24 protein-coding genes, 1 other RNA gene and 1 pseudogene are annotated in these 26,076 nt (G+C 61.1%); 12 read left to right on the top strand and 14 right to left on the bottom strand.

The genetic code is table 11. The features are described from left to right. Positions 1-54: 54 nt before the first annotated feature. Positions 55-507 (bottom strand): hypothetical protein, encoded by a 453-nt coding sequence (locus tag BMW49_RS02300; RefSeq protein WP_069516714.1) that lies wholly within the window; start codon positions 505-507, stop codon positions 55-57. A 132-nt stretch (positions 508-639) separates the two neighbouring features. Between BMW49_RS02300 and fnr the strand changes: the two genes are divergently transcribed. The 6 genes from fnr to BMW49_RS02270 all read left to right on the top strand — a co-directional run bounded on the left by fnr (position 640) and on the right by BMW49_RS02270 (position 5,305). Next, a complete protein-coding gene (gene fnr / locus BMW49_RS02295; RefSeq protein ID WP_069516715.1) occupies positions 640-1,374 on the top strand; it encodes a fumarate/nitrate reduction transcriptional regulator Fnr in 735 nt (244 codons plus the stop codon). 53 nt (positions 1,375-1,427) lie between these two features. After that, positions 1,428-1,976, top strand: a complete 549-nt coding sequence (locus BMW49_RS02290) for an adenine phosphoribosyltransferase (protein ID WP_069516716.1) — start codon at positions 1,428-1,430, stop codon at positions 1,974-1,976. 2 nt (positions 1,977-1,978) lie between these two features. Continuing rightward, complete coding sequence (locus BMW49_RS02285; protein WP_069516717.1) at positions 1,979-2,794, top strand: ion transporter; 816 nt, start codon at positions 1,979-1,981, stop codon at positions 2,792-2,794. 66 nt (positions 2,795-2,860) lie between these two features. Further along, positions 2,861-3,310 carry a MarR family winged helix-turn-helix transcriptional regulator gene (locus tag BMW49_RS02280; protein ID WP_069516718.1) on the top strand — a complete coding sequence of 150 codons (450 nt, stop codon included), beginning with the start codon at positions 2,861-2,863 and terminating at the stop codon, positions 3,308-3,310. A 494-nt stretch (positions 3,311-3,804) separates the two neighbouring features. After that, a complete protein-coding gene (locus BMW49_RS02275) occupies positions 3,805-4,233 on the top strand; it encodes an organic hydroperoxide resistance protein (RefSeq protein ID WP_069516719.1) in 429 nt (142 codons plus the stop codon). A gap of 55 nt (positions 4,234-4,288) precedes the next feature. Beyond that, positions 4,289-5,305: an alpha/beta hydrolase gene (locus tag BMW49_RS02270; RefSeq protein WP_069516720.1), complete on the top strand. Its 1,017-nt coding sequence runs from the start codon at positions 4,289-4,291 to the stop codon at positions 5,303-5,305. Between the two features lie 157 nt (positions 5,306-5,462). On the opposite strand, the gene BMW49_RS25475 is transcribed toward BMW49_RS02270, so the two are convergent. The 3 genes from BMW49_RS25475 to BMW49_RS02255 are packed head-to-tail and all read right to left on the bottom strand — an operon-like array spanning position 5,463 to position 6,954. Next, complete coding sequence (locus BMW49_RS25475) at positions 5,463-5,732, bottom strand: putative quinol monooxygenase (RefSeq protein WP_425272737.1); 270 nt, start codon at positions 5,730-5,732, stop codon at positions 5,463-5,465. A gap of 30 nt (positions 5,733-5,762) precedes the next feature. Continuing rightward, a complete protein-coding gene (locus tag BMW49_RS02260; protein ID WP_069516722.1) occupies positions 5,763-6,206 on the bottom strand; it encodes a carboxymuconolactone decarboxylase family protein in 444 nt (147 codons plus the stop codon). Positions 6,207-6,216: 10 nt separating this feature from the next. Next, on the bottom strand, positions 6,217-6,954 hold the full coding sequence (locus BMW49_RS02255) for an SDR family oxidoreductase (RefSeq protein WP_069516948.1): 738 nt from the start codon (positions 6,952-6,954) through the stop codon (positions 6,217-6,219). Positions 6,955-7,259: 305 nt separating this feature from the next. Here BMW49_RS02255 and BMW49_RS02250 point away from each other — a divergent pair, with 305 nt between their 5' ends. Next, positions 7,260-8,168 carry an AraC family transcriptional regulator gene (locus BMW49_RS02250; protein ID WP_069516723.1) on the top strand — a complete coding sequence of 303 codons (909 nt, stop codon included), beginning with the start codon at positions 7,260-7,262 and terminating at the stop codon, positions 8,166-8,168. A gap of 369 nt (positions 8,169-8,537) precedes the next feature. Next, complete coding sequence (locus BMW49_RS02245; RefSeq protein WP_069516724.1) at positions 8,538-8,750, top strand: cold-shock protein; 213 nt, start codon at positions 8,538-8,540, stop codon at positions 8,748-8,750. Positions 8,751-8,825: 75 nt separating this feature from the next. Here the strand turns inward: BMW49_RS02245 and BMW49_RS02240 are convergent, their stop codons facing one another. From BMW49_RS02240 to dnaX, 4 genes are all read right to left on the bottom strand, one after another. After that, positions 8,826-9,974 (bottom strand): acyl-CoA dehydrogenase family protein, encoded by a 1,149-nt coding sequence (locus tag BMW49_RS02240; protein ID WP_069516725.1) that lies wholly within the window; start codon positions 9,972-9,974, stop codon positions 8,826-8,828. A 128-nt stretch (positions 9,975-10,102) separates the two neighbouring features. Next, positions 10,103-10,702, bottom strand: coding sequence for a recombination mediator RecR (gene recR, locus BMW49_RS02235; protein WP_069516726.1), 600 nt, complete (start codon positions 10,700-10,702; stop codon positions 10,103-10,105). A 252-nt stretch (positions 10,703-10,954) separates the two neighbouring features. After that, positions 10,955-11,281, bottom strand: a complete 327-nt coding sequence (locus BMW49_RS02230) for a YbaB/EbfC family nucleoid-associated protein (RefSeq protein ID WP_058762856.1) — start codon at positions 11,279-11,281, stop codon at positions 10,955-10,957. Between the two features lie 18 nt (positions 11,282-11,299). Beyond that, positions 11,300-13,345, bottom strand: a complete 2,046-nt coding sequence (dnaX, locus tag BMW49_RS02225; protein ID WP_069516727.1) for a DNA polymerase III subunit gamma/tau — start codon at positions 13,343-13,345, stop codon at positions 11,300-11,302. 445 nt (positions 13,346-13,790) lie between these two features. On the opposite strand from dnaX, the gene BMW49_RS02220 reads away from it, so the two are divergent. Together BMW49_RS02220 and BMW49_RS02215 are read left to right on the top strand one after the other, a co-directional pair. Then, positions 13,791-14,012 (top strand): hypothetical protein, encoded by a 222-nt coding sequence (locus tag BMW49_RS02220; protein ID WP_069516728.1) that lies wholly within the window; start codon positions 13,791-13,793, stop codon positions 14,010-14,012. Positions 14,013-14,078: 66 nt separating this feature from the next. Then, a complete protein-coding gene (locus tag BMW49_RS02215) occupies positions 14,079-14,366 on the top strand; it encodes a DUF3509 domain-containing protein (protein WP_069516729.1) in 288 nt (95 codons plus the stop codon). A gap of 134 nt (positions 14,367-14,500) precedes the next feature. Here the strand turns inward: BMW49_RS02215 and ffs are convergent. The 3 genes and pseudogenes from ffs to BMW49_RS25465 form a co-directional block, all read right to left on the bottom strand. Beyond that, an RNA gene (gene ffs, locus BMW49_RS02210) (signal recognition particle sRNA small type) lies at positions 14,501-14,597 on the bottom strand. A 395-nt stretch (positions 14,598-14,992) separates the two neighbouring features. Further along, positions 14,993-15,727, bottom strand: coding sequence for a methyl-accepting chemotaxis protein (locus BMW49_RS25470; RefSeq protein WP_425272736.1), 735 nt, complete (start codon positions 15,725-15,727; stop codon positions 14,993-14,995). A gap of 123 nt (positions 15,728-15,850) precedes the next feature. After that, a pseudogene (locus tag BMW49_RS25465) lies at positions 15,851-16,627 on the bottom strand (MCP four helix bundle domain-containing protein); the annotation flags it as partial. Between the two features lie 226 nt (positions 16,628-16,853). On the opposite strand from BMW49_RS25465, the gene BMW49_RS02200 reads away from it, so the two are divergent. Both BMW49_RS02200 and BMW49_RS02195 read left to right on the top strand, forming a co-directional pair. Further along, entirely contained in the window at positions 16,854-17,132 is a 279-nt protein-coding gene (locus BMW49_RS02200; protein WP_069516731.1) for an HU family DNA-binding protein, read from the top strand. A gap of 120 nt (positions 17,133-17,252) precedes the next feature. Beyond that, positions 17,253-18,968: an OPT/YSL family transporter gene (locus BMW49_RS02195; RefSeq protein ID WP_069516732.1), complete on the top strand. Its 1,716-nt coding sequence runs from the start codon at positions 17,253-17,255 to the stop codon at positions 18,966-18,968. Between the two features lie 28 nt (positions 18,969-18,996). Here the strand turns inward: BMW49_RS02195 and ligA are convergent, their stop codons facing one another. The 3 genes from ligA to smc all read right to left on the bottom strand — a co-directional run bounded on the left by ligA (position 18,997) and on the right by smc (position 26,074). Further along, positions 18,997-21,426, bottom strand: coding sequence for an NAD-dependent DNA ligase LigA (gene ligA, locus BMW49_RS02190; protein WP_371850852.1), 2,430 nt, complete (start codon positions 21,424-21,426; stop codon positions 18,997-18,999). 105 nt (positions 21,427-21,531) lie between these two features. After that, entirely contained in the window at positions 21,532-22,356 is an 825-nt protein-coding gene (gene zipA / locus BMW49_RS02185) for a cell division protein ZipA (protein WP_069516733.1), read from the bottom strand. Positions 22,357-22,585: 229 nt separating this feature from the next. Continuing rightward, complete coding sequence (gene smc, locus BMW49_RS02180; protein ID WP_069516734.1) at positions 22,586-26,074, bottom strand: chromosome segregation protein SMC; 3,489 nt, start codon at positions 26,072-26,074, stop codon at positions 22,586-22,588. Positions 26,075-26,076 lie beyond the last annotated feature (2 nt).

The following is a 26,076-nucleotide window of genomic DNA, read 5'->3' as shown; positions in this document are numbered from 1 at the left end:
CTAGGATCTCTTGCTGGGTCACCTCAGGCGCGCGGCTGGATCGGCCCTGTCATATCAGGCCGACAGGGTTGCAATGCTTTGCATTTGCTCGCTGGTCAGGTTCTGCTCGCGCATCTGTTTGATCAATTGCGCGTTGGCACCTGACAAGGCACTGCTGAGCGACGCAATCTCAGTGCGCAACGCATCGGCCTTGACCTGGCGCGCCTCATCATCAAGGCTACCGTCGGTCATTACCGCACGTAACTCAGCCTGGCGCTCAGCCAGTTGCGCCTTCAACTCACGGATACGCTTGAGCAGATCCTTGATGGCATCGGGCAGATTGCTTTCCTCGATATCACTGTTCTTGCGTGCGGCCTCCGAGGCGGCACGCCCCTGCTCCGACAAGGTCACCCGAATGCCATCGCGCAGCTTCTGGGAATCGCTCGGCGCAGGATTATCAAGCGCGGCATCACGGCGCTCAACAGATTGGCCGATACGACCTACGAGTGTGGCGGCTTCAACACGCATGTGCAGTCCCAGGCTCAACGAAGGATGTCAGCGTGGTCATCGGCTGCCCATACATTTTCTTTAGGCGCTGGTCGGCACAATCGCGCTGCGGTAACCTTACGAACTTCGCGTGTTCACCAGGAAGCGCCGCTGATGTCAGGAAGCCTCAAGTTGCACAGCCCCCATCAAGCCCACTGCAAGGATTGCAGCCTTGCGCCTCTGTGCCTGCCGCTGTCGCTCAATCTTGAGGACATGGATGCGCTGGACGAAATCGTCAAGCGTGGTCGGCCATTGAAGAAAGGCGAATTCCTTTTCCGCCAGGGTGACACCTTCGACTCCGTCTTCGCTGTGCGCTCAGGCGCCCTTAAAACCTTTACCTTGAGTGACGGTGGCGCCGAGCAGATCACCGGCTTCCATCTCCCTAGCGAACTGGTAGGCCTGTCGGGCATGGACACCGAGGTTTACCCGGTATCTGCGCAGGCCCTGGAGACCACGTCGGTCTGTGAAATCCCCTTTGAACGCCTCGACGAGCTGTCGGTGCAGCTACCGCAGTTGCGACGTCAGCTGATGCGGGTAATGAGCCGGGAAATCCGTGACGACCAGCAAATGATGCTGCTGCTGTCGAAAAAGACCGCCGACGAGCGTATCGCCACCTTCCTGGTCAACCTCTCCGCGCGCTTCCGCGCCCGCGGCTTTTCCCCCAGCCAATTCCGCCTGGCCATGTCGCGCAACGAAATTGGAAACTATTTGGGCCTTGCGGTGGAAACCGTGTCTCGCGTATTTACCCGCTTCCAGCAGAACAAGCTGCTTGAAGCCGACGGCAAGGAAGTGCACATTCTCGACCCCATCGAGTTGTGCGCCCTGGCGGGCGGCAACCTCGACGGCTGAGAGCGCATAGCGCCTGCTCGGCCTTCCACACTAAGCCGCAGGACCATTGCGCCATGATTTTCGACGAATTCAGTATCAAGACCCTTATCCGCCCGGTGGAAAACTTTCCCAAACCGGGCGTGGTGTTTCGTGACATCACCCCCCTGTTCCAGTCACCACGCGCGCTGCGCATGGTCATCGACAGCTTTATCCAACGCTACGTAGAGGCCGAGTTCAGCCATATCGGCGCCATGGATGCGCGTGGCTTTCTGATCGGCTCGATCATCGCCTATGAGCTGAACAAGCCCCTGGTGTTGTTTCGCAAACAGGGCAAGCTGCCAGCCGACGTGCTCAGCGCAGGCTATGCAACCGAATATGGCGAAGCCTTCCTCGAGGTGCACGCCGACAGCCTGTGCGAAGGCGACCAGGTGCTGCTGTTCGATGACCTGATCGCCACGGGCGGCACCCTGTTGGCCGCGGCACAGCTGGTCAGGCGCATGGGCGCTAATCTGTTCGAGGCCGCCGCAATCATTGACCTGCCGGAACTTGGCGGCTCGCAGAAACTGCAGGATGCCGGCATCCCGACCTTCACCCTGACCGCCTTCAGCCTCGACGACCACTGATCATGACCGCATTCACCACACCCACGCTCCCCGCACCGTGGCGCCAGCGCCTGGGCGCCTACATGGACAGCACAGCCGTCACCCGTAGCGTGATGCTGCTGATCCTGATCAACGCGGCAATTCTTGGCCTGGAAACGTCATCAACGCTAATGGCCACTTGGGGCGGCGTGCTGACCAACCTGGATCGCCTGATACTTGGCCTGTTCATTCTTGAACTAAGCCTGCGCTTCATCGCACGCGGCTGGGCACTGCTACGCGATCCCTGGGCGGTGTTCGACTGCCTGGTGATTGGCATCGCCCTGGTTCCAGCCAGCGGGCCATTCGCCGTACTGCGCGCCCTACGGGTACTGCGGGTACTGCGCCTGATCTCGATCAATCCCAATATGCGCCGGGTGGTTCAGGCCCTGCTCTCCTCCCTGCCGGGCATGGGCAGCATCGCCATGTTGCTGGGGCTGGTGTTCTATGTCGCGGCGGTTATGGCCACCCAGTTGTTCGGCGAAGCCTTTCCGGAGTGGTTCGGTAGCCTGGGAGCCAGTCTCTATACGCTGTTTCAGGTGATGACCCTGGAAAGCTGGTCGATGGGCATCGTCCGCCCGGTGATGGAACAATTCCCTCTGGCGTGGCTGTATTTTCTGCCGTTCATCCTGATTGCCACCTTCATGATGCTCAACCTGTTCATCGCCGTGATCGTCAATGCCATGCAGAGCACTCACGAGCAAGAAGCACGGGAAGCAGCGCCTACGCCCAACGAACAACGCATACTGGATGAACTCAAGGCCCTGCGAAGCGAGCTGGCAGCGTTACGCGAACGCCCTTGAGGCCTTGGCAGCGCAAAGCTTAGCGCGATAACTTGTTGCACATACCCCTGTAGTTCGGAGCCGTTCATGACCACCGAAGCCCCCTGCGCCGATCTGTTGCTCGACAATCAGCTGTGTTTCGCCCTGTACTCCACCTCGTTGCTGATGACCAAGGTCTACAAACCGCTGCTGCAGGCGCTACACCTCACCTACCCGCAATACCTGGCCATGCTGGTGCTCTGGGAAGGCGATGGCATCACCGTAGGTGACATCAGCAACCGCTTGCTGACCGACCCTGGCTCCGTCACCCCGCTGCTCAAGCGCCTGGAAAGCGAAGGCCTGCTCAAACGCACCCGCAGCAGTGCCGATGAACGCGTAGTCGAGTTGTTCCTGACCGAAAAAGGTCGCGCCCTGCATGCACAAGCCAGGAGCATTCCAAGCTGCATCCTCACTGCCACCCAGCAATCCTCAGCAGAACTCGGCGAGCTGAAGGCTGAGCTGGTCGCCTTGCGCAGCAGCCTGCAACAGGCCGTTTAAACTCAGGGCGACAGGCCTCTAAGCGGCCTCATCGCCCACTCCGTACCCCTCTTACCCGCTAACTCCCTGCACGGCTCAACGATTTCGCCTACCGTCGCCCTCGAAAACCTCGCCCCGCCCCCAAATTCTCGCTTATGCCTGAACAAGTCAGTACTTATCGCTAAATATTCAAAAATATATCTTGCGCGCTAAATTAATGGGCGATAGAGTTCGCGCCATGAAATTGATTAGCGCGCAAAACATTAGCGCGAAAAACTGACAACAGCAGCTCTCTTCACCACCCCAACTGCACTGGCATTCGCGGAGAGCCTTTATGAAAACCCTGATCAGCATCACCGTTCTTCTTGCTCTTTCTGCTCCTGCTCTGGCTGACGACAGCCAGGCACATGGCAAGGGCCTTTACCCGAACTGGTTGATCAGCCACGACGGCTGATCGCCGCAACACCGCAACGCTTTGCACAACCCAACCCCACTAGCTCCAGAGGATTATCAGCATGTCGATTGAAACCATTGCTTACCGTGCCTACGCAGAAGCCACCGGCGGCCGTGACGGCCGTGCCATCTCTTCCGACGGCATACTCGACGTCGCCCTGACCACCCCGAAAGAACTCGGCGGTGCCGGCGGCCAAGGCACCAACCCAGAGCAACTGTTCGCGGCCGGCTACTCGGCCTGCTTTATCGGTGCGATGAAGTTCGTTGCCGGTCGCGACAAGCTAGCTATGCCGGCGGACGCATCGATTGAAGGTGTGGTGGGCATCGGCGCCATCCCTAACGGCTTTGGCATCGAAGTCGAATTGCGTATCAGCCTGCCCGGCCTGGATCGTGAGCAAGCACAGACCCTGATCGACCGCGCCCACATCGTCTGCCCCTACTCCAACGCGACCCGCGGCAATATCGACGTCACCCTGACGCTGATCGACTAACCCATCACCACTCAACCGGCCGCTGCCCGCCAGCGGCCAGGCCCGGAGGCTGCACATGAACATCAAACAGAGTTTGTCGATCGCCGTTCTCGCCCTTGCCGTCAACAACGCTTTTGCCGCTGGCAGCCCTGGAGTGGAACGCAACACCCAAGACTTCCTTAATGCCCTCGCCGCTGGCGGTGGCAAGCCACTGGAACAGATGACACCAAAAGATGCCCGCGCCGTATTGGTCGGTGCCCAGGCTGGGGTCAAGGTCGATGTATCCGGGATCAAGGTGACCGACAAGACCATCGAGGCCGACGGCCAGACGATCCAGCTCAAAATCGTACGCCCCGCCAACGCGAGCGGCACCCTGCCGGTTTTCATGTTCTTCCACGGTGGCGGCTGGGTGCTGGGCGACTACCCGACCCATGAACGCTTGATCCATGACCTGGTCGTGGGCTCTGGCGCGGCAGCTGTGTATGTCGATTACACGCCTTCACCGGAAGCCAAGTACCCGACCGCGATCAACCAAGCCTACGCCGCGACCCAGTGGGTGGCGCAGAACGGCGCACAGATTGGTGTCGACGGCACGCGCCTGGCGGTAGCCGGCAACAGCGTGGGCGGCAATATGGCGGCAGTCGTCAGCCTGATGGCCAAGGACAAAGGCACCCCGGCGCTCAAGTTCCAGCTGCTGATGTGGCCGGTGACCGACGCCAACTTCAACAATGCGTCCTATAACCAGTTCGCCGACGGCCACTTCCTCAGCAAAAGCCTGATGCAGTGGTTCTGGGACAACTACACCAACGACCCGAAACAACGTACCGAGGTCTATGCCGCGCCCCTGCAGGCACCGGTCGAGCGACTCAAGGGCCTACCGACCGCACTGGTGCAGACCGCCGAGTTCGATGTGCTGCGCGATGAAGGCGAAGCCTATGCACGCAAGCTGGATGCCGCTGGGGTCAAGGTCACCGCCGTGCGCTACAACGGCATGATCCACGACTTCGGCCTGCTCAATGTACTCAGCCCATTGCCCGGCACCCAGAGCGCCCTGCAGCAGGCCGCGAGCGCGCTGAAAGCCAATCTCCAGTAACACCACCCATACAAACGCCTCGCCGCCCCCGCGCCGAGGCGTTTTTACGCTAGCTGTCGGCTCCCCTTTCGTAGTCTGGGTCGAGCGAAGCGACACCCGGAAACAGACGCTTGCTTCACCGCAAGCCGCGTTACTGCGAACGAAACGGCAACAGACCCTAGCACTCCACGCTGGCGAGTAGACAGTGACGGATAGCCTGATCAAATACCTGTTGCAACCGAGGCGCCGCAAAAAAATCATGCAGGGCTGCGTCAGACTGCCAGCGCCCCTGCAACTGCCACACCGCTGGATCTTCCTTTACCTGCGCTACCTCAAAGCCCAGGCACCCGACCATCTGCTGCATGGGTTCCTGCAGTGTATGCAGGCACTGGCCCAACTGCTCAGAGCGCCCACGAACGGCGCGCACCACTGTCGTGTGGGTGACCATCATCGCTACTCCCTCTATCAGTGAAAGTACTTACGGCTGCGCAGCCAAAACCTCGCGCAGCGCCTGAGCGGCATCCAGGGCACGGGGGAAACCGGCGGTGACCGTTGTCAGGTAAATCATTTCCTTGAGTTCGGCTGGCAACACCCCGGCGCGCAATGCGTAACCGGCATGGATTTTCATCTGGGGTAAATTGCCTTGGGCGGCAAACACGGCCACCGTCGCCAATTGCCGCGTGCGCGCATCCAGCTCACTGCGCCCCCAGACCTCACCCAACGCATAGTCGGTAGTGGCGCTGGCCAGAAAAGGAAAATCCTTATGCAGGGCTTGCAACACCGGTTGCCCAGCGCCACCACTCAGCTCGGCTATTACTGCCTCACCTTTACTTCTGCGGCTGTCCTCAGTTGCACGGGCATCCAGGCAAGCTGTCGCAAGAAACACCAGCACTAATGGTGTCAGTAGCCATTTACTGTTCATCCGCACGTCCTCAGTAAGGGCTGGCAGTTGGCCGCACGATCAGCTCGCTGACATCGACATCCGCCGGCTGCTCGACGGCATAGGCAATGGCCCGGGCAATGGCGTCCGGGGTAATAGCGACCTTGCGAAATGCCTTCATCGCCTCACGGCTCTGCGCATCGGAAATGCTTTCGGCCAGCTCCGACTCGACCACACCTGGGGACACCAGGGTCACCCGAATATCGCCACCCACCTCCTGACGCAAGCCTTCGGAAATAGCCCGCACCGCATATTTGGTGGCGCAATACACCGCGCCCGTCGGCACCACGCTGTAGGCACCAATGGACGCGATATTGATGAACTGGCCGCTGCGCTGACGCTGCATCACCGGCAATGCGGCAGCAATACCGTGCAGGACACCGCGAATATTCACGTCGATCATGCGGTTCCACTCATCGACCTTCAGGACATCCAAACGCGACAGCGGCATGATCCCGGCATTGTTGATCAGCACATCGACCCGGCCGTACTGCGCCAGGGCCGCATCGACAAACGCCTGGGTGTCGTCCTGGCTGGTCACATCCAGGCGACGATAATCAGCGTGGCCACCCGCTGCACGGATCTCGTCAACCAATTGCTGCAGACGCTCGGTACGCCGGGCACCGAGCAACAGCCGCGCGCCCTTCTCGGCCAGCAAGCGCGCGCAAGCCTCACCGATGCCACTGCTGGCGCCGGTGATCAGAATGACTTTGTCGTGAATATTCATCAGGGCAAAACCTCTGCGGGTAAGCGGCAAACGCTGCCGCGACACCAACAGATTCCCCCAGATGACGGGAAATGGGTTAGACGATTCCTGGCTAATTATTGCCTAAAGCTGCAAGCAGTCTTATGAAGACTGGGCATGTGCAACGTCGAGGCATTCGTTGGCATTCATTACCAAGTCCAGCAAAAGCAGTGCATTTGCCTATTTGAAGCGAATAGTTGCCTGATCCTGCAAAACCCTGTGCGCCGCCAAGACTTGCCTGAAAAGCCGCGATAGCCTGTAAGCATGCAAAATCCAGGAGCGCTTCTTGAATGACACCCCTCGACAGTGACGTGACCTCGCTCCAGGCAGAACTGGCTGCCTTGATCCAGCGTCAGTGCCCGACCGATGGTCTGCATGCCAGCGCCATAGCCGGCCTTGATCTAGCCTGCACCACCCAACCCAGCCTGCCCACGCCGACCCTTTACCGGCCCTGCCTGTGCATCATTGCCCAGGGCAGAAAAACCGTATGTCTCGGCGATGAGCAGTACATCTACGACCCACTGAACTACCTGGTCGCCTCGGTTACCCTGCCGGTGACAGGCCAGGTGATAGACGCGACACCGGAGCACCCTTATCTAAGCCTGCGCCTGGAGATTGATCCGGCACTGATCACCAGCCTGATTGCCGACATCGGCCCTATCGGCGTGCCCAATCCCAGCCCACGTAGGGCGCTGTATATGGATCGTCTGGGTAGTTCGTTGCTCGACGCCGTGGTGCGCCTGCTTCGCCTTCTGGAAACACCGCGCGATATCGCCATGCTCGCGCCGTTGGCCTTGCGCGAGATTTTTTATCGGCTGCTGCACAGCCCTCAAGGCCACCGTCTACACGCAATCGCTATCGCCGACAGTCAGGGCCAGCGCATCAACCGGGCGATTGAATGGCTGAATCTGCATTTCGACCAACCGCTGCGCATCGAAGACCTTGCCCGCGAGGTCAACCTCAGTACCTCGACCCTGCACCACCGCTTCAAGGCCGTCACCGCGCTCAGTCCTTTGCAGTATCAGAAGCAGCTACGCCTGCAGGAGGCTCGACGCCTGATGCTCTGCGAAGGCCTGGAAGCAGCGGCTGCCAGCTATCGAGTGGGTTACGAAAGCCCGTCGCAATTCAGCCGGGAATACAGTCGTCTATTCGGCGCGCCGCCGCTGCGCGACCTGGCCCGCTTGAGAAGCTCGGCCTAGAACCTGCTGCTTCATGCGTGGCTTGACAGGCCACAAGGGGTTGAAAATGGCCCTCTGAAAGGCAAACGCCTCGCCTCTGATCACGTGCAACAGGGCGCTTCACAAAGGCCTGAATAAGGGCTCAACCGGCAAAAACCACCAGAACCTGCCACTTTCAAGAATATTCCGCAGATTGCCAAAAGCCCTGCAGCCCAGTTAAATCGGGGCCTGAGCCAATTGGGGCAGATAAAAATATGAATAATTAACGTTAAACCCAACACTCTCCGTAAAAACGGCCTATTATGGCTTCGCTGGTTCCTAATCAGCAAAAACGCATAGGTGCTATGAACATACTGGCACCGCACTTCGTATCGATTTAAGAGACACACCATGGCAAATCGCGAAACTGGCACCGTCAAATGGTTCAACGATGAGAAAGGCTTCGGCTTCATTACCCCGACTAACGGCGGCGATGATCTCTTCGTTCACTTTAAAGCCATCCAAAGCGACGGTTTCAAAAGCCTGAAAGAAGGCCAGACTGTTACCTACGTGGCCGCTCGCGGTCAGAAAGGTATGCAAGCTGAAGAGGTACAGGTGGCCTAAGCCCCTGTCCTGTTTCAAAACAAACCCCGCGCTCGCGGGGTTTGTTTTGTCTGCTATTTGTCGCTTACGGCAACCTTATAAGCCCATCTGCTTGCTGATAATCTCGTTCATGATTTCACGCGAGCCACCGCCAATCGACAGAATGCGGTTGTCGCGATAGAGCCGCTCCACCAGGCTTTCACGCATATAACCCATGCCTCCCATGATCTGCACCGCATCGTATGTCAGACGGTCAGCCACATCAGTGGCGAAATTCTTGGCCATGGATATTTCCTTGATCACACTTTTGCCGGCCGCCATCTGCGCCGCCTGGCGATAAGTGAACTCGCGCGACACTTCCAGCTGGGTCGCCATTTCTGCAAGCCGATGCTTGAGCACCTGGAACTTGCCAATGGGCTTACCAAAGGCTTCGCGCTCCCTGGCCCATCTCAAGGCCTCTTCGAGCGCCAGTTGCGCCGTCATATTGGCCATGATCGCCAGCGACAGGCGCTCGCTCTGGAAGTTGGCCATGATCCCGGCAAAACCCATGTTCTCCACGCCGATCAGATTGTCTAGCGGCACGCGGCAGTCATCGAAGAACAGCTCGGCCGTATCCGACGCCCACCAGCCCATTTTTTTCAGTTGCCGGCCGACGCTGAAACCGGGCGTGCCCTTCTCGATCAGCAACAGGCTGACGCCGCCGAAACCTTCGCCGCCCGTACGCACCGCGACCGTGTAGTAGTCCGCTCGCACACCGCTGGTGATAAAGGTCTTGCTACCGCTTACCCGGTAGAACTCACCTTCGCGTACGGCACGCGTCTTGAGATTGGCCACATCCGAACCGCCAGAGGGCTCGGTGACAGCCAGCGCCATGATCTTCTTGCCCGCCAGGACCTGCGGCACCACCTGATCGCGCAACGCAGGCTTGGCCCACTTGAGCACCGGCGGCAAACCGATATCCAGCGAGCCCAGCCCTGCCACCAATCCACCCGAGCCACTGCGCATCAGCTCCTCGCTGGCCGCGACCTTGGCGAACAGATCACCCTCATGACTGCCGCCATACTGTTCGGGATAACCGATACCGAGAATGCCAGCAGCACCGGCCTTGCGATACAGCTCAGGGGGAAACGACTCGGCCTCTTCCCACTCATCGATGTGCGGCAGGATCTCGCGCTCGACAAAGCGTCGCACCGAATCACGCACCAGCTGGTGGGTCTCGTCGAAGTAATCGGGCAAGGCAGGCATGGGCGACTCCATTAGCGGATAGACCCACAAGCTAACCGAGCGCTTGCTTGGTTAGCAAGACAGGAGATCAGCCAGAAAGAACGCCAGATACGCCCAGCACTCACGTACCTGCCACAGCGCTGATTGAGTCAGATGACGATCGGCCGTCGCCCGGCAATCGAATGAGCCAAGGTACCGCCATCGACCAGCTCCAGCTCGCCGCCCAGGGGCATACCATGGGCAATGCGCGAGGCGATCAGGCCCTTGTTGGCCAACAGCTGGGCGATGTAATGCGCGGTGGCTTCACCTTCGACGGTTGGGTTGGTCGCCAGAATAACCTCACTGAACGCACCCGCCTCGATACGTGCGAGCAAATCGGGGATGCCGATAGCCTCGGGACCAAGGCCATCGAGGGGCGACAGGTGCCCCTTGAGCACGAAGTAACGCCCGCGAAAACCGGTGTGCTCGACGGCGTAAACATCCATCGGCCCTTCGACCACACACAGCAGGCTGTCGTCGCGGCGCGGGTCCAGGCATAGATGACACACCTCGTCCTCGCTCAGGCTGCGACACTGGCGACAATGCCCTACCCCTTCCATCGCCTGGGTGAGCGCTTGCGCCAGGCGCAATGCGCCACTGCGATCGCGCTCGAGCATCTGCAGGGCCATGCGCTGCGCAGTCTTCTGGCCAACACCGGGAAGAATACGCAGGGAATCGATCAGTTGACGGATCAGCGGGCTGAAACTCATGGTGTTCCTACAGATTGGTAGCCCGGATGCAATCCGGGGCAACAAGACATACAACACGCCCGGATTGCATCCGGGCTACGCACTCGCTTAATCCAGCTCGTGCGGCATTAATACCACCCGATCAAAGGGGGCGATCAGACGGTATGCAGTACAAGGCGCGAAAGGCCTCGAGCACCGGAGTTTACGTCTGTAAATGAGGATGCTCGGGGCCTTTCGCAACGCAGTAATGCGTGCCGGCTGGGCGTCACATGCTCAGAAGGGCATTTTGAAGCCGGGGGGCAGCTGCATCCCTGCCGTCATCCCGGACATTTTGTCCTGGCTGTTCTGCTCGATCTTGCGTACGGCATCGTTGACTGCAGCAGCGATGAGGTCTTCGAGGATTTCCTTGTCTTCCTGCATCAGGCTGTCATCCAGACTGACGCGCTTGACGTCATGACGACCGGTCATCACCACGCTGACCAGGCCGGCACCGGATTGCCCGGTAACCTCGGCATTGGCCAACTCTTCCTGCATCTTCTGCATTTTTTCCTGCATTTGCTGAGCCTGCTTCATCAGGCCGGCCATTCCACCTTTCATCATGGTGCGAGTTCCTCGTAATCAGGGGTTAACGACGGGATCAAAGGGTTCGATGCTGTCCGCGCGAATCACGGCACCGAATTGCTGAATCATCTGTTGTACCAGCGGATCGCTCTGGATCGAGGTCTCGGCGTCACGCTGGCGGTTGGCTCGGCGGCGTGCTGCCGCCTGCGCCGGGGTTTCCTGCTCAGGAGTGCGCAGCTCGATCTGCAGATCGATCGTGCGCCCCAGGTGTTGGTTCAAGGCGTCGTTGAGGCGGCGCTGCTGGGTCGGGTTGAACAGCGCACTGTGCCCCGGATCGAGGTGCAGCGACCAACGATCACCTTCAACCGCGACCAGGGTGCAATTGGCGCCAATGCTGCCGGTCATGCCCGACAAGCCCAGAGCGGGGAACAGCTCCAACCAGTCGGCCGCCAGGCCTGTAGCGGGCTGCGCAGCCGGGGCCGGTTCCGCTTCCTGCTCAGGCGCGACCGCCTCGAAATCGTAGTCGAGTGCCTCGGCACTCATCTCCACATAATCATAATCGCCGGGTGGCGGCTCATCATCGGCGAACGGGGCCTCCTCGCTCGCCGCAGCTACAACCGGCACTTCGTCAGCCTGGGGGGCGGTTACAGAAGCAGCTGCCACCTCAGGCGCAGACACGACCGGTGCGGCTGGTTCTTCCCAGGGCAGATCAGTCACGGGGGCTGGTGCTGGCGCCTCGACTTCTGGCTCAGGTGTCGCCGGCGCAGCGTGCGCCAGGGGCGCCTCAGCAGCAGGTTCAGCAGCAGCGCTGAGCTCGGCTTCAGGCACAGCGGCAGGTGCGTCCTCTATTACAGCAGGCGAAGGCTCCGGAATGGCAGCAGGCAAGGTCTCTGCCACAGCGGCAACAGGAGCAACCGGCGGGCTCGTTACCGCGCCGGCCACCGGTTTGTCCGTGGGATCAGCAGTGGCCTGGCTGATCCCCAGCGGCTTTAGCACCACCCTCGGTGCATCACCCGTGTCTGCCGGGCGGAACGCCAACATGCGCAGCAGCACCATCTCGAAGCCACTGCGCGGGTCCGGCGCCAGGGGCAGGTCACGGCGGCCGATCAGACCCATCTGGTAGTAGAACTGCACATCTTCGGCGGGCAGCAACTCGGCCAGCCCAAGCACCCGCTCACGATCGCCCTGGCCATTGTCCACAGCATCTGGCAACGCCTGAGCGATGGCTACGCGGTGCAATACGTTGAGTATTTCGGCGAGCACACCGTTCCAGTCCGGGCCCTGCTCGGCCAAGTGGCGAACCGCCTCGATCAGCCCGCGAGCGTCACCCTCAAGCAACGCCTGCAACACACCGTAGACCTGACCGTGATCAAGGGTGCCGAGCATTGCCCGCACGTCCGCCGCCAGTACCTTGCCCTCACCGAAGGCAATCGCCTGATCAGTCAGGCTCATGGCGTCGCGCATCGAACCATCAGCAGCGCGACCCAGCAGCCATAACGCATCATTCTCGAACGGAATGTTCTCGGCAGTCAGGACATGATCCAGGTGCTCGACCACCCGCTCGGGCGGCATGTTCTTCAGCGAGAACTGCAAGCAGCGCGACAGTACCGTGACCGGCAGCTTCTGTGGGTCCGTGGTGGCCAGCAGAAACTTCACATGGGGCGGTGGCTCTTCCAGGGTTTTGAGCAGCGCGTTGAACGAGCTGGTGGAGAGCATGTGCACTTCGTCAATCAGGTAGACCTTGAAGCGCCCGCGGCTCGGCGAGTACTGCACGTTATCGAGCAGTTCCCGGGTGTCCTCGACCTTGGTGCGGCTCGCCGCGTCCACCTCGATCAGGTCGACAAAACGCCCCTCGTCGATCTCCCGGCACACCGAGCAGACGCCACAGGGCGTCGAGCTGATACCGGTCTCACAGTTCAGGCACTTGGCGATAATGCGTGCAATAGTCGTCTTGCCCACACCCCGTGTACCGGTGAACAGGTAGGCATGGTGCAGACGCTGGCTGTCCAGCGCATTGATCAATGCCTTGAGCACATGGGTCTGGCCGACCATTTCGCGGAACGAACGCGGACGCCATTTACGTGCAAGAACCTGATAACTCATTGAAAACCGTCACGAGAGGAAAGCAAAAGTGGGCTAATCCTAGCGGAGCAACGGGCAAATTGCATCCGCAGCCGCCTACGGGAGCCAGACTGATGAATGGGCTGGTTATTATCCGGACTTAAGCGTATGCTGCGCCCCGTTCGTACCACGCTGTAAGTCACCGAGCACCTAGTGCCCTCCTCGCTGGATTCCAAGCCTGCCCGCCCAGATCGATTCGACCTGACCCTGCGGCAACCGCTTCAGACCCCAACCTGCTGACTGATCTGGCCCTGCGCATTTGCGCCGACTCAGGCCCGCCTCCGACGTACCGACCGCGCCCAGGTTTCGCAACCGGAACTTTTGCGTGCAGTCCAGCTCCCATTGAATTAACGCCCTCGAGCTTTTTCGAGTGTTGGAGCTTTATCCGGCGCACTGATGCGCCTGCTTGTTTCAGGAACACAACACAATGACTACTCAACACCAAATCCAGGCTGCCATGCGCACCCTCACCCAAGCCTTTTCGCCATTCGATTGCCACATCATGGCCGCACGCAAAGGCAGCTTCAGCTTCACCATCGTCAACCAGGCAGGCATCGCCCGCCACAGTCAGCGCCTCTACCCCGGCCAGTACAGCGATGAATCGCTGCAGCAGGTCATCGAGCGCGCGCGTCAGTCGCTAACTGCCTGAGCAAAAAGGAACTTTATCCATCCACCGACGTCGAAGGGGATCACCCTTACAGGATGGAGTACGGTCATGGATAACACGAACCAGCAGTTCGTCGAACAGTTGTTCGCCCCGCTACGCGCCACCTTCAGCAAACCTCGCCCGGATGGCAGCATTGTGCTGTCACTGCTCGGCGAGGCCGACACAACCGCTTACAGCCGCGTACTGAGTGTCACCCAGCTCAACGATGCGCAGGCATTTGCCCAGAGCCTGGAAGATATCCGCCTGGAGCTGGCCGTGCGCTCAGGCAGCATACCTGCCGAAATGCGCAAAGCGCTCAAGGAGCAGGACAGCGTACTCAACTACCACGCCGCCTGACGTAGTACGCACAACCTAAGCCTCGCTTTCATGCGGGGCTTTTTTATGCGCGCACGCTTGATCAGCCGCGAGCTGTGACAGGGGATAAGCTGAGATTTTCGATTAGCTACCCGAACGGGCGAAGATGGAGGCGGACCTACCAGCCACACCCCGGCACACAATGTTCCCGCTGTGGCTGCTTCCTTCCGGATCTGACCAGGTTCACGGGTAATCGTTGCGGGGGGACCGGCAGGCCCACCATAACGCAGCTCGCCAAGCAGCGAGTCGCGCCATTGTACCGGCTTGGCCTGAACTTACAACCGCTTCAAGCACTTAGGGTCTGTTAACGTTTCGTTCGCGGCCGCGCCGGAGCCAGTTTTAGCGCGAGGCAAGGCACGAGATGCGAAGTTTAGCCGGCTAAATGAGCCATCGAGAAACGCGGCATCGCGCTAAAACTGGCCCGACCCTTCGGGTGGGGCCGCCTAGGTTGCGCGCAAAATCTCGCCATGCGGTGTTGGAGGACTTGGCAAGGGAACAACCATTACCGGCGTCCTCCGCCTAGCGGAACGCCGCCCGGCCTGGCGAGATTTTTCGCGGCAACGCGGCTTGCGACGAAACGTCAACAGACCCTAACACTCTAAACAGATCTACACACGAAAACGCCCGACTAACTGTGCCAGCCCCGTGGACAACTCTGACAGGTGCTGGCTAGCCCGCGAACTGCGTTCGGAGGTGGACGCCGCCTCGTTGGACAGTTCGCGAATATCGCTGATATTGCGAGCGATCTCCTCGGTCACGCTGCTTTGCTCTTCACAGGCCGTCGCGATCTGGGCAGCCATATCGTTGATCCGCTGCACCGAGTCGCCGGTAACCGCCAGAGCCTGGTCTACCCCGGCCGCCTGCTCGACACTTTCCCGCGCTCGATTGCTGCCCGAGTGAGTCGCCTTGACGGCATTCTGTACACCAACCTGCAGGCGCTGGATCATCTCCTGAATGTCCTTGGTCGATTCCTGGGTGCGCGCTGCCAAGGCCCTGACCTCGTCGGCCACCACGGCAAAACCACGCCCTTGCTCACCGGCTCGCGCCGCCTCGATAGCCGCATTGAGCGCCAGCAGATTGGTCTGCTCGGCAATCCCCTTGATCACCGCCAGCACCGCACCGATATTGGCGGCTTCCTGCTCCAGGGTCTGAATGCTGCTCGATGCACTCTCGACCTCGACGGCCAACTGGCGAATCGAGTGAATGGTGGCACCTACTACCCGCGCACCCTCGCGTGATTGCGTTTCTGCTTGTCGCGCAGCATCCGCAGCACTCTGGGCATTGCGCGCCACCTCATGCACCGCAGCCGTCATTTCGGTGGCCGCGGTACTAACCTGATCCACGGCTGCGTGCTCACTGCTGATCAACTTATCGTTGGCAGCCGCCAAGCCAGCCAGGTTCTGCGCTGAATCGGCGACCTCGTCGGTCACCCGCCCGACTTCCTTGATCAGCGGCTGCAGCTTGTCCAGAAAACGGTTGAACGCCAGGCTCAGCTGCCCTAGCTCATCCCGCGAGCTGACATCCAGACGCACGCGCAGGTCGCCATCGCCATCGGCAATCTGCTCGATGCGGTGCAACAGCAACTGCAGTGGGCGCGTCACCAAAATCGGGAAGCCAATCACCAGCACCAGGCAAAACAGCAGGCCGCCGCCAATGATCAGGCCCTGCTGCCAGCGCAAGGAGTCGCCCAAGGCAATCGCCGAGGCGCCTTCCTGCTGAGCCAAGGCATCCTCCATTTCACCCAGCTTGTCGATGGCATCGCGCATGCCCTCGAACTGCTCCTCGCTGGCGCCGAAGCTCAGCGCACTGGCTGCTGCGGAGTCGCTGTCGCGCAGGGTCAGAACCTGAGACGAGGTCGCCTTCCAGCGCTCGAAGCCGCGATCGAACTGTGCCACCAGTTGCAAGGCTTCGGCCGAAGGTTGCATGGCCGCGAACGCATGTACCCGGTCGTAAGCCTGCTGCAGGTTCTCAGCATGTGACGCCTTGAGTGCAGCAACATGCTCACCCGCATCAGAATCCAGACTGCTGCGCTCTGCCACAAAGGCTTGATAGAGATCCCGGTCGGCATTGAGCAACAGGCTGATCCCTGGCAGAAAACGCTGCGTCAGCAAGGTGCTGGACTCGGCGACCTGGCCGATGCCTCGCATGCCCAGCACCCCCATGCTGACCAGCAATACCGCCAGTAGCAGAATGGGTAAGGCTATCTTCCAACGAAACCCCAGATCAGCGAAGGCGCTCGGCATGACTGCTCTCCAATAATGGCCCGATACCACCAGCGTAGTTCAGGGTCGGCCGCTACGCGTCGCCACTTTTGCATGACTGCCATGCCCTGTTGAATTTCTGCGCGCACTTGCAGTCACAACCTGGCCCAACAGCGCCGCACCCGTACACAGGGTGCGTCAGCGGCAGAATCCCGCTACCCTGCGCGGGCTTTTTCAGCGCCTTTCCCATTACCCAAGGAGCATCCGCATGGCCATGACCAAAGACCAACTGATCAGTGATATCGCCGAAGCCATCGACACCCCGAAAGCGACCGTGCGCGCAGCTCTCGAGCAGCTCAGCGAAATCGTCAGCGATGCGCTGGAGAACGGCGACGAGATTACCCTGCCGGGTATCGGCAAACTGAAAGTCAGCGAGCGCCCGGCCCGCACCGGCCGTAACCCGCAAACCGGTAAAGCCATCGAAATCGCGGCCAAGAAAGTCGTCAAGTACGTACCGGCCAAAGCCCTGAGCGACGCGATCAACTGATTGACCGACGGGGCGTCGCACGACGCTCCGCTCTCCCCGCAACACGTCCCCTCTCGATCCAACTGAACCCCAGCCGTTCTGTCGCCTCAAACGACCACACCCGTCAAACGCAGGTTGGCCATGGCCACTGACCGCGAACTTACCGTCCGCGCACTGCTGTTAGGCATGCTGCTCGGCGCCTTGCTCACGCCCTCGAATATCTATTCCGGCTTGAAGATCGGCTGGTCGTTCAATATGTCGATCATTGCCCTGCTGATCAGCTATGGCATCTGGCAGAGCCTGCTGCGCTGGCGCCTGAGCACAGCCTGGAGCATGCGCGAAAGCAATATCAACCAGACCACCACTTCGGCTGCTGCCTCGATTATCTCCGGCGGCTTGGTGGCGCCTATTCCGGCCTATACCCTGTTGACCGGACAGCAGGTGCCGACGCTGCCGCTGATAGCCTGGGTATTCTCGGTGAGCTTTCTCGGTATCTGGGTGGCCTGGTACCTGCGCCGCAGCATGGTCGAGGACACGCGCCTGCGCTTTCCTGAAGCAGTCGCCACCCTGGAAACCATGCAGCAGGTCTACAACCATGGCCGCGACGCCCTGCAGCGCCTATATGTGCTGGGCGCCGCCGCCGTGCTCGGCGGGCTGGTGAAGTGGGCCGACACCTTTGCCCTGACGATACCGCGCTGGTCGCCATCCGCGAGCCTGGAGCGGCTGACATTCAGCCTCGATCCCTCGCCGCTGCTGATCGGTTTTGGCGGCATTATCGGTATTCGCGTCGGTCTATCCCTGCTGCTCGGCGCGCTGATCGCCTGGGGTGGCTTGGCGCCCTGGCTGATCAGTAGCCGCCTGGTGCCGCTACCCGAAGGGGCCAGCGGCCCGCAGTTCGGCGTACTGGTGGAATGGCTGCTATGGCCGGGGGTGACCCTGCTGGTGTGCGCGACGCTAACCGCACTGGCCATACGCTACTGGTCCAGCCGCCTGACCCAAGCTTCCCCAGCAGACAACGCATGGCAACCCCCGGCGAAGCTGCCACTGGCCATGCTCGCCCTGGCCTCGTTGCTGGTGGTCACGCTGCAGGTGCTGCTGTTCGATATCGACCCGCTGATGGCAGCGCTGAGCGTGCCACTGGCCGTCGCGCTCGCCTGCATGGCGGCCCGAGTGGTCGGCGCCACGGGCATCCCGCCGATTGGCGCCACCGGCCAACTGTCGCAACTGACGTTCGGCCTGATCGCGCCCGGACAGGTCAGCGTCAACCTGATGGCCGCCAACACGGCCGGCGGCGCGGCCGGGCAATGCACGGATCTGCTGAATGATTTTCGAGTCGGCCACGCCATCGGCGCCAACCCCTACAACCAGTTGATCGCCCAGTGCCTGGGCATCTTCGTCGGCAGCATCGTTGGCGTGCTGGTCTACCAGATCCTGATTCCCGATCCGCAGACCATGCTGATCACCGAGCAGTGGCCCGCTCCAGCCGTCGCCACCTGGAAAGCCGTGGCTGAAGTATTGGGCTACGGTCTCGACTCGATCGACAGCAGCATCCGCTGGGCCATGTTGGTTGGCGCTTTGTGCGGCGCGCTGTTTGGCGTACTGGAAGCCAGCCTGCCTGAGCAATCGACATTCGCGCGCCTGCTACCCAGTTCGGCGGCATTCGGTCTGGCCTTTATCATCCCCGCCTCGATCTCGCTGATGATGGCCCTCGGCGCGTTGCTCGCCTGGGTTATCCAGTCACGCTGGAGGAGCCTGGGCGAACGCTTCACCATTGCCGCAGCGGCCGGGCTGGTAGCCGGAGAAAGTATCGTCGGCGTCGGCGCTTCGTTCTGGATGATGTTTGCGGGCGGGTCATGAGCGAGCCGCCACTGCGCCCCCCCCTTTTTTACTCGGCGCTGATACCGTAATCAGCCAAGCGGGCGATAAAGGCCTGCTCATCCAGCACGGGAACATTCAGCTCGGTGGCCTTGGCCAGTTTTGAGCCGGCGCCGGGGCCAGCGACCACACAGGTGGTCTTGGCGGACACCGAACCGGCGACTTTGGCCCCAAGCGCTTCCAGCTTGTCCTTGGCAACATCGCGGCTCATTACCTCCAGGCTGCCGGTGAGCACCCAGGTCTGACCGGCCAGCGGCAGGCCTTCGAGCACTTTCTTTTCAGCGCTCCAATGCATGCCGAAATCGATCAGTTGCTGCTCGATTTCCTTGGCCTTATTGAATCGCCCATCATCGTTAAAGAAATCACGCAGCGCCTGCTTGGCCTTTTCATTAACGCCTTTTAATACCGAGAAACTTAACCAGTCTTTGCACAGCTCAGCTACGTGCTGCACACGCACAGCCTGTTCCGGCTTGCCCTCGCCAGACGCCGCAAGACGCTTGATGGTCTCGTCTGCCACTTTCTTCGCGCCTGTGGCGGCGACCGAGGTAATGTTCAGCTTGTCGAGCAGGCCATCCAGGGTGGTGCTGGCGGCGAACTCGGCGCCTAGCTCGCCCTGGTCCTGCAATTGCAGGCCGCGCTCCAGCAGGTGTTGAATCACCGTCTGGTTATGTTCGTCCTCAAAGAAACTGTGAATCTCGTGGGCGACTTCCAGGCCAACATCCGGCAGGTAGGTCAGCACCTCAGGCAACGCCTGGGTCACGCGCTGCAGCGAGCCCAGGGAACGGGCCAGTACCTTGGCGGTTTCCTCACCCACATCAGGAATACCAAGCGCGTAGATAAAGCGTGCAAGGGTCGGACGTTTGCTGTCGGCGATGGCCTCAAGCAGCTTGCGACTGGAGACTTCGGCAAAGCCTTCGAGGCCGACAATCTGCTCGAACTGCAAGGTATAGAGATCAGCCGGCGAGCCCACCAGGCCTTCATCCACCAATTGCTCGACGCTCTTTTCGCCAAGGCCCTCAATGTCCATGGCGCGCCGCGAAACAAAATGGATGATCGCCTGCTTGAGTTGAGCCGCGCAGGCCAAACGGCCGACACAGCGGTACACCGCGCCCTCGCTGACCGTTTCACGGCCCTTGCTGCGTTTGATCAACTGGGTGCGCTCCACGGCCGAGCCGCACACCGGGCATTGCTGCGGCACATCTACAGGCCGGGCATCGGCAGGTCGACGCTCACTGACCACCTGCATCACCTGCGGAATCACATCGCCGGCCCGGCGGATGATCACCGTATCGCCGATCATCACACCCAGCCGCGCGACTTCATCCATGTTGTGCAGCGTTGCATTGGACACCGTCACACCCGCCACCTTGACCGGTTTGAGCCGTGCCACTGGGGTTACCGCGCCAGTGCGGCCGACCTGGAATTCCACGTCGAGCAGCTCGGTCAGCTCCTCCATCGCGGGAAACTTGTGGGCGATGGCCCAGTGCGGAGTCCGCGCGCGAAAGCCCAGTTGCTGCTGATCCTCAATGTTGTTGACCTTGAACACCACGCCATCGATATCGTAGGCCAGGCCCATGCGCCGCTCGCCAATATCGCGGTAATACGCCAGACAGTCTTCGATGCCCTTGGCCAGCTTCAACTCCTGGCTGATAGGAATGCCCCAGGTTTTCAAGCGTTCGAGCATGCCGACCTGAGTCGCTGCCGGCTCGGCGCTGTGTTGGCCAAGGCCATAGCAACAGAACTCCAGCGGGCGACTGGCAGTGATCTTCGAGTCCAACTGGCGCAAGCTGCCGGCGGCGGCGTTACGCGGATTGGCGAAGGTCTTGCCGCCCACCTCGGCCTGAGAGGCATTGAGTCGCTCGAAGCCGGCGCGGGACATGAATACTTCGCCGCGCACTTCCAGCACATCGGGCCAGCCACTGCCCTGCAATTTAAGCGGCACATTGCGGATGGTGCGCACGTTGACGCTGATGTCCTCCCCGGTGGTGCCATCCCCGCGGGTGGCACCGCGCACCAGCTTGCCATCGCGATACAACAGGCTCACTGCTAAGCCGTCGAGCTTGGGCTCGCAGCTGTATTCGACCTCGACGCCACCGCCAAACAGATCCCCGCCCTGCAGCCCCAGCCCATTGCGCACGCTGCGGTCAAAGGCCCGCAGATCCTCCTCCTCGAACGCATTGCCGAGGCTGAGCATTGGCACCTCATGACGCACTTCACCGAAGGCGCTGAGTGCTTCGCCGCCAACCCGTTGAGTGGGCGAGTCCGGTGTCACCAGCTCGGGATGCTCTGCTTCGAGCGCCTGCAACTCGCGGAACAGGCGATCGTATTCGGCATCGGGGATGCTGGGCTCGTCGAGTACGTAGTAGCGGTAATTGTGCGCATCCAGCTCGGTGCGCAGTTCGAGGATGCGTTGGGCGGCGGCAGTCAGGGTGTCAGTCATGGCAGTGTCTCGGAAACGAAAAGAGCAGCCGCGGCTGCTCTCTTGCTGGAAGGCTGTAGCATCGGCCGACCCGCCGATGAGCAGGTCATGGCGAGGCGCAGGGGCTCAGCGCTTGTTGGTCAACTGGCGGCGCTCGTACTCGACGATGCGCTGGCGATAGTGCTCGATAGTTTGCGCGGTCATCACGCTGCGCTGATCGTCCTTGAGTTCACCATTGAGCTCATGGGCCAGCTTGCGTGCCGCAGCGACCATGACATCGAACGCCTGTTTCGGATGACGCGGCCCCGGCAGACCGAGGAAGAAGCTCACCGCACGGGTGCTGAAACCTTCGATGTCATCCAGGTCGAACGTACCTGGCTTGAGCGCGTTGGCCATGGAAAACAGCACCTCGCCGTTCCCCGCCATACTTTCGTGGCGGTGGAAGATATCCATCTCGCCAAAGCGCAGGCCGCTTTCAAGAATGTTCTGCAGCAGTGCAGGGCCTTTGAAGCCGATTTCGTCGCGGGCGATGACGTTGATCACCAGCACCTCTTCGACCGGCGGCAGCTCCTTGCTCGGCTTGGCTGGCGCGTCCGCGCTCTGCGCCTGATCGACCGGGCTGAGCAGCGTGGGCACGGGCTCATCAAGGCCCAGGTTAAGGTCACCCTGTTGCGGCTCGCCATGGCGTCGGCGGTTCAATTCACGCGCGCTCATGGACGGCAGGTCGTGCTCATCCAACGACGGTTCATGATGCTCACCGCGCTCGATGACACGCGGCGGGCTGAGCAGATCGGGATCGCTGTCATCATCCGGCAAATTGGAGAAAGTCCGATCAAGCCGGAACTTCAACTTGCCTTTACCGCCCCGCATCCGCCGCCAGCCATCGAACAAGATGCCGGCAATCACGATGATACCGATGACGATCAGCCATTCGCGCAGACCGAATTCCATGAAATACCTTGACCCCTAAAAAATTAGATAAGAAAGAGCATCCCGCTCTGTACCAACACTTGATAAACCTGACGCCAACTCCATGTTCTGACAGGCGTTTTCTGCACATTACAAAAGTGGGCGTAAAGCTAGCACGACGAAAGACAACTTTACACCGGCAAACCTCGCTTAAAAAACTGCTCTGCGCTGACAAAGGTACGAGCAAATGCGTCGAACGACCTGGGCCTGCTCAACTTTCGACCATCGCCAGGGCCTCTTCCACATCCACCGCCACCAGGCGCGAACAGCCCGGCTCGTGCATGGTCACGCCCATCAACTGGTCGGCCATTTCCATGGCGATCTTGTTGTGGGTGATGTAAATGAACTGCACTTTCTCGGACATTTCCTTGACCAGTCGCGCATAGCGGCCAACGTTGGCATCGTCCAGCGGTGCATCCACCTCATCGAGCATGCAGAACGGCGCCGGGTTGAGCTGGAATATTGCAAATACCAGGGCCAGCGCTGTCAGGGCCTTCTCGCCACCCGACAACAAATGAATGGTGCTGTTCTTCTTACCTGGTGGGCGCGCCATGATGGTTACCCCGGTATCGAGTAAATCTTCGCCCGTGAGTTCCAAATAGGCGTTGCCGCCACCGAAAACTTTTGGGAACAGCGCCTGCAAACCACCATTGATCTGGTCGAACGTTTCCTTGAAGCGGTTGCGCGTCTCCTTGTCGATCTTGCGGATAACGTTTTCCAAGGTATCCAGCGCCTCGACCAGGTCGGCATTTTGCGCATCCAGGTAGCGCTTGCGCTCGGACTGCTGCTGGTACTCGTCGATCGCCGCCAGGTTGATCGGCCCCAGGCGCTGGATACGCGCACCCAGGCGCTCCAACTCCTCTTCCCAGGCCGTCTCGCTGGCATCGGCCGGCAGGGTCGCCAGCACCCCATGCAGGTCGTAGTTGTCTTCCAGCAGTTGGTCCTGCAGGGCTTTACGCCGCACATTCAGCGACTGCCACTCCAGGCGCTGCTGCTCCAATTGGCCCCGTAACAGTTGAGCCTGCTGCTCGGCCTGGGTACGGCGCTTTTCCGCCTCGCGCAGGTCACGGTCAGCGTCATCCAGGGCCAGGCGCGCCTGCTTGAGTTCTTCCTCCACGCCCATACGGCGTTCGAGCAGCTCTTCGAGTTTGAGGCGCAGCTCTTCCAGCGGCGCTTCGCCCTCCTCCAGATTCAGGCTCAGTTGTTCGCGTTTCTCGTGCAGGCGTTCGGCCTGCAGCTCCAGGCGCTCCAGGGCCTGACGGGTGGAGTCGTGCTGGGCGCGCAGGGAGCCGAGGCGAACCGCCAACTGATGAGCGTGATCCTTGTGCTGGCGAGCTTCCTGGCGGACTCGGTCGAGCTGTTCGCGCAAGGCATCGCGACTGGCCAGCAGGGTTTCGCGCTGCTCGGTGTCCAGGGCCATGGCATCCAGAGCGTCTTGCAGCAGCAGGCGCGACTCACCGAGTTGCTCCTGCTCCAGCTCACGCTGCTCGTTCAATTCGAGCAGTTCGCGGTCCAGGCGCTGGCGGCGCAGCAACAGTTGTTCGACCTTGGCTTCACCGGCCGACAGCTGGGCCTTGAGCTCACCCAGTTCGCGAGCCTGTACGCTCAGTTCGCGGCGCTGCTGCTCGCGCTGCTGCTCCTGCTGCTCCTGGGTCTCGCGCAGCTGTTGCAGGCGTTCGTCGAGCAGCGCCAGGGCAGCCTCGCGCTCTTCACGTTCGAGCTGCAGCTGGTCAATTTCTTGCCCGCGCGCCAACACGCCACCCTGGGCCTCGTTGCCACGGCAGACACGCAGGAAATGCCGGCCGACCCAATAGCCATCCTGACTGATCAGGCTCTCGCCCTCGGCCAAGCTGGCACGGCCTGCCAAGGCCGCTTCCAGGCTGCCGACCGGCTTGACCCGGCCCAGCCAGGGCGCCAAGTCCAGCGCGGACTCGACCTTGTCCAGCAGGCTGCCAGCCACCCGCGCCCCGCCTTTAGCCGGGCTGGCCAGGCGCAGATCGCCCTGGGCCAGGCCGGTGAAATCCAGGTTATTGAAATCATCCAGCAACACCGCTTGCAGGTCGGCGCCCAGTACGGTCTCCACCGCCAGTTCCCAGCCCGCCTCAACACGCAGACCTTCGGCCAGGCGTGGCCGCGCTTGCAGGTGCTGCGCCTGCAGCCAGTCGCCGACGCCGCTGTCGGGGTCGAGGGCGGCTTGCTGCAGGGCTTCCAATGAGGCCAGACGGCCATTCAGGCGTTGCAGCTCGCCCTGGGCCTGCTGCTGAGCCTGGCCGGCCTGCTGCAGCTCGCCGCGAAGTTGCTGCAGGCGCTCGGCCTGCTCGGCTTCGGCGGCATGCAGGTCGTCCAGGCTCAGTTCGCGGGCGGCAATCTGCTCGCTCAGTTCCAGGATGGCAGCGTCCTGCGGGTCAGCCGCCAGCTGTTGCAACTCCTCAGCCAGACGTCGCTGGCGCTCGCCCAGGCGCTCCAGGCTCTGCTCCAGCTGGGCGATGCGCGACTGCTGGACCTCGGCCTGACGACGCGGCTCGGCGCTGCGCTGGTTAAAACCGTCCCACTGTTCTTGCCAGCCCTGCATGGCCTCTTCGCAGGTTTCCAGCACCGCGGCGGATTCTTCTGCCGCAGCGGCGGTCAGCTCCTGCTCGGGTTCGAGCATGGCCAGCTCTTCGCCCAGGGTTGCCAGCAAGGTGCGGTCGTGGCCCAGGTGCGATTCGGTTTCCAGGCGCGCGCGCTCGGCTTCGCGCAGGTCGTCCTGCAACTGGCGCAAGCGCTGCTGGCCGTGCTGGATGCTCTGCTCGACCCGGGCAATGTCACCGCCCACCGAATAGAAGCGCCCCTGGACCAGATTGAAGCGCTCGGAGAGGTCATGATGGCCATCACGCAGCCGCTCGATGCTCGCATCGGCATTGCGCTGCTCGGCCACCAGCGCCTCGAAGCTGACCTCCTGGTTGCCAATGACCGCCTCGCGCTGGCCCACCTGCTCGTTCAGGGCTTGCCAGCGCAGGGCCGTCAATTGCGCCCGCAGTTGGCGCTCCTCGGCTTTGTATTCCTGGTACTTCTCGGCCGCCTGGGCCTGGCGGTGCAGGCGTTCGAGCTGGCGTTCGAGCTCTTCGCGCAGGTCGGTCAGGCGCGCCAGGTTCTCGTGCGTGCGGCGAATACGGTTCTCGGTCTCGCGGCGGCGCTCCTTGTACTTGGAGATGCCGGCCGCTTCCTCGATAAAGTTACGCAGGTCTTCCGGCTTGGCTTCGATCAGTTTGCTGATCATGCCCTGCTCAATGATCGAGTAACTGCGCGGTCCCAGACCGGTGCCGAGGAAGATATCGGTGATGTCGCGGCGCCGACATTTGGTGCCGTTGAGGAAATAGGTGTTCTGGCTGTCGCGGGTCACCCGGCGGCGGATGGAAATCTCGTTGTAGCCCGCGTATTCACCGGTCAGGGTGCCGTCGGAGTTATCGAAAATCAGCTCGATGGACGCCTGGGTCACCGGCTTGCGCGTGTTGGAGCCGTTGAAGATGACGTCGGTCATCGACTCGCCGCGCAGGTTCTTCGCCGAGCTCTCGCCCATCACCCAGCGCACGGCGTCGATGATGTTGGATTTGCCGCAGCCATTAGGCCCGACCACCGCCGCCATATTGCTGGGGAAGCTCACCGTAGTGGGGTCGACAAAGGACTTGAAGCCGGCCAGTTTGATGCTCTTGAGGCGCATAT

Origin of the sequence: Pseudomonas cuatrocienegasensis, from assembly GCF_900110925.1 — a bacterium.
Taxonomy (GTDB): Bacteria; Pseudomonadota; Gammaproteobacteria; order Pseudomonadales; family Pseudomonadaceae; genus Aquipseudomonas; species Aquipseudomonas cuatrocienegasensis.
The sequence above is the reverse complement of the archived record's forward strand: the minus strand, read 5'-3'. Positions and strand labels throughout refer to the sequence as shown.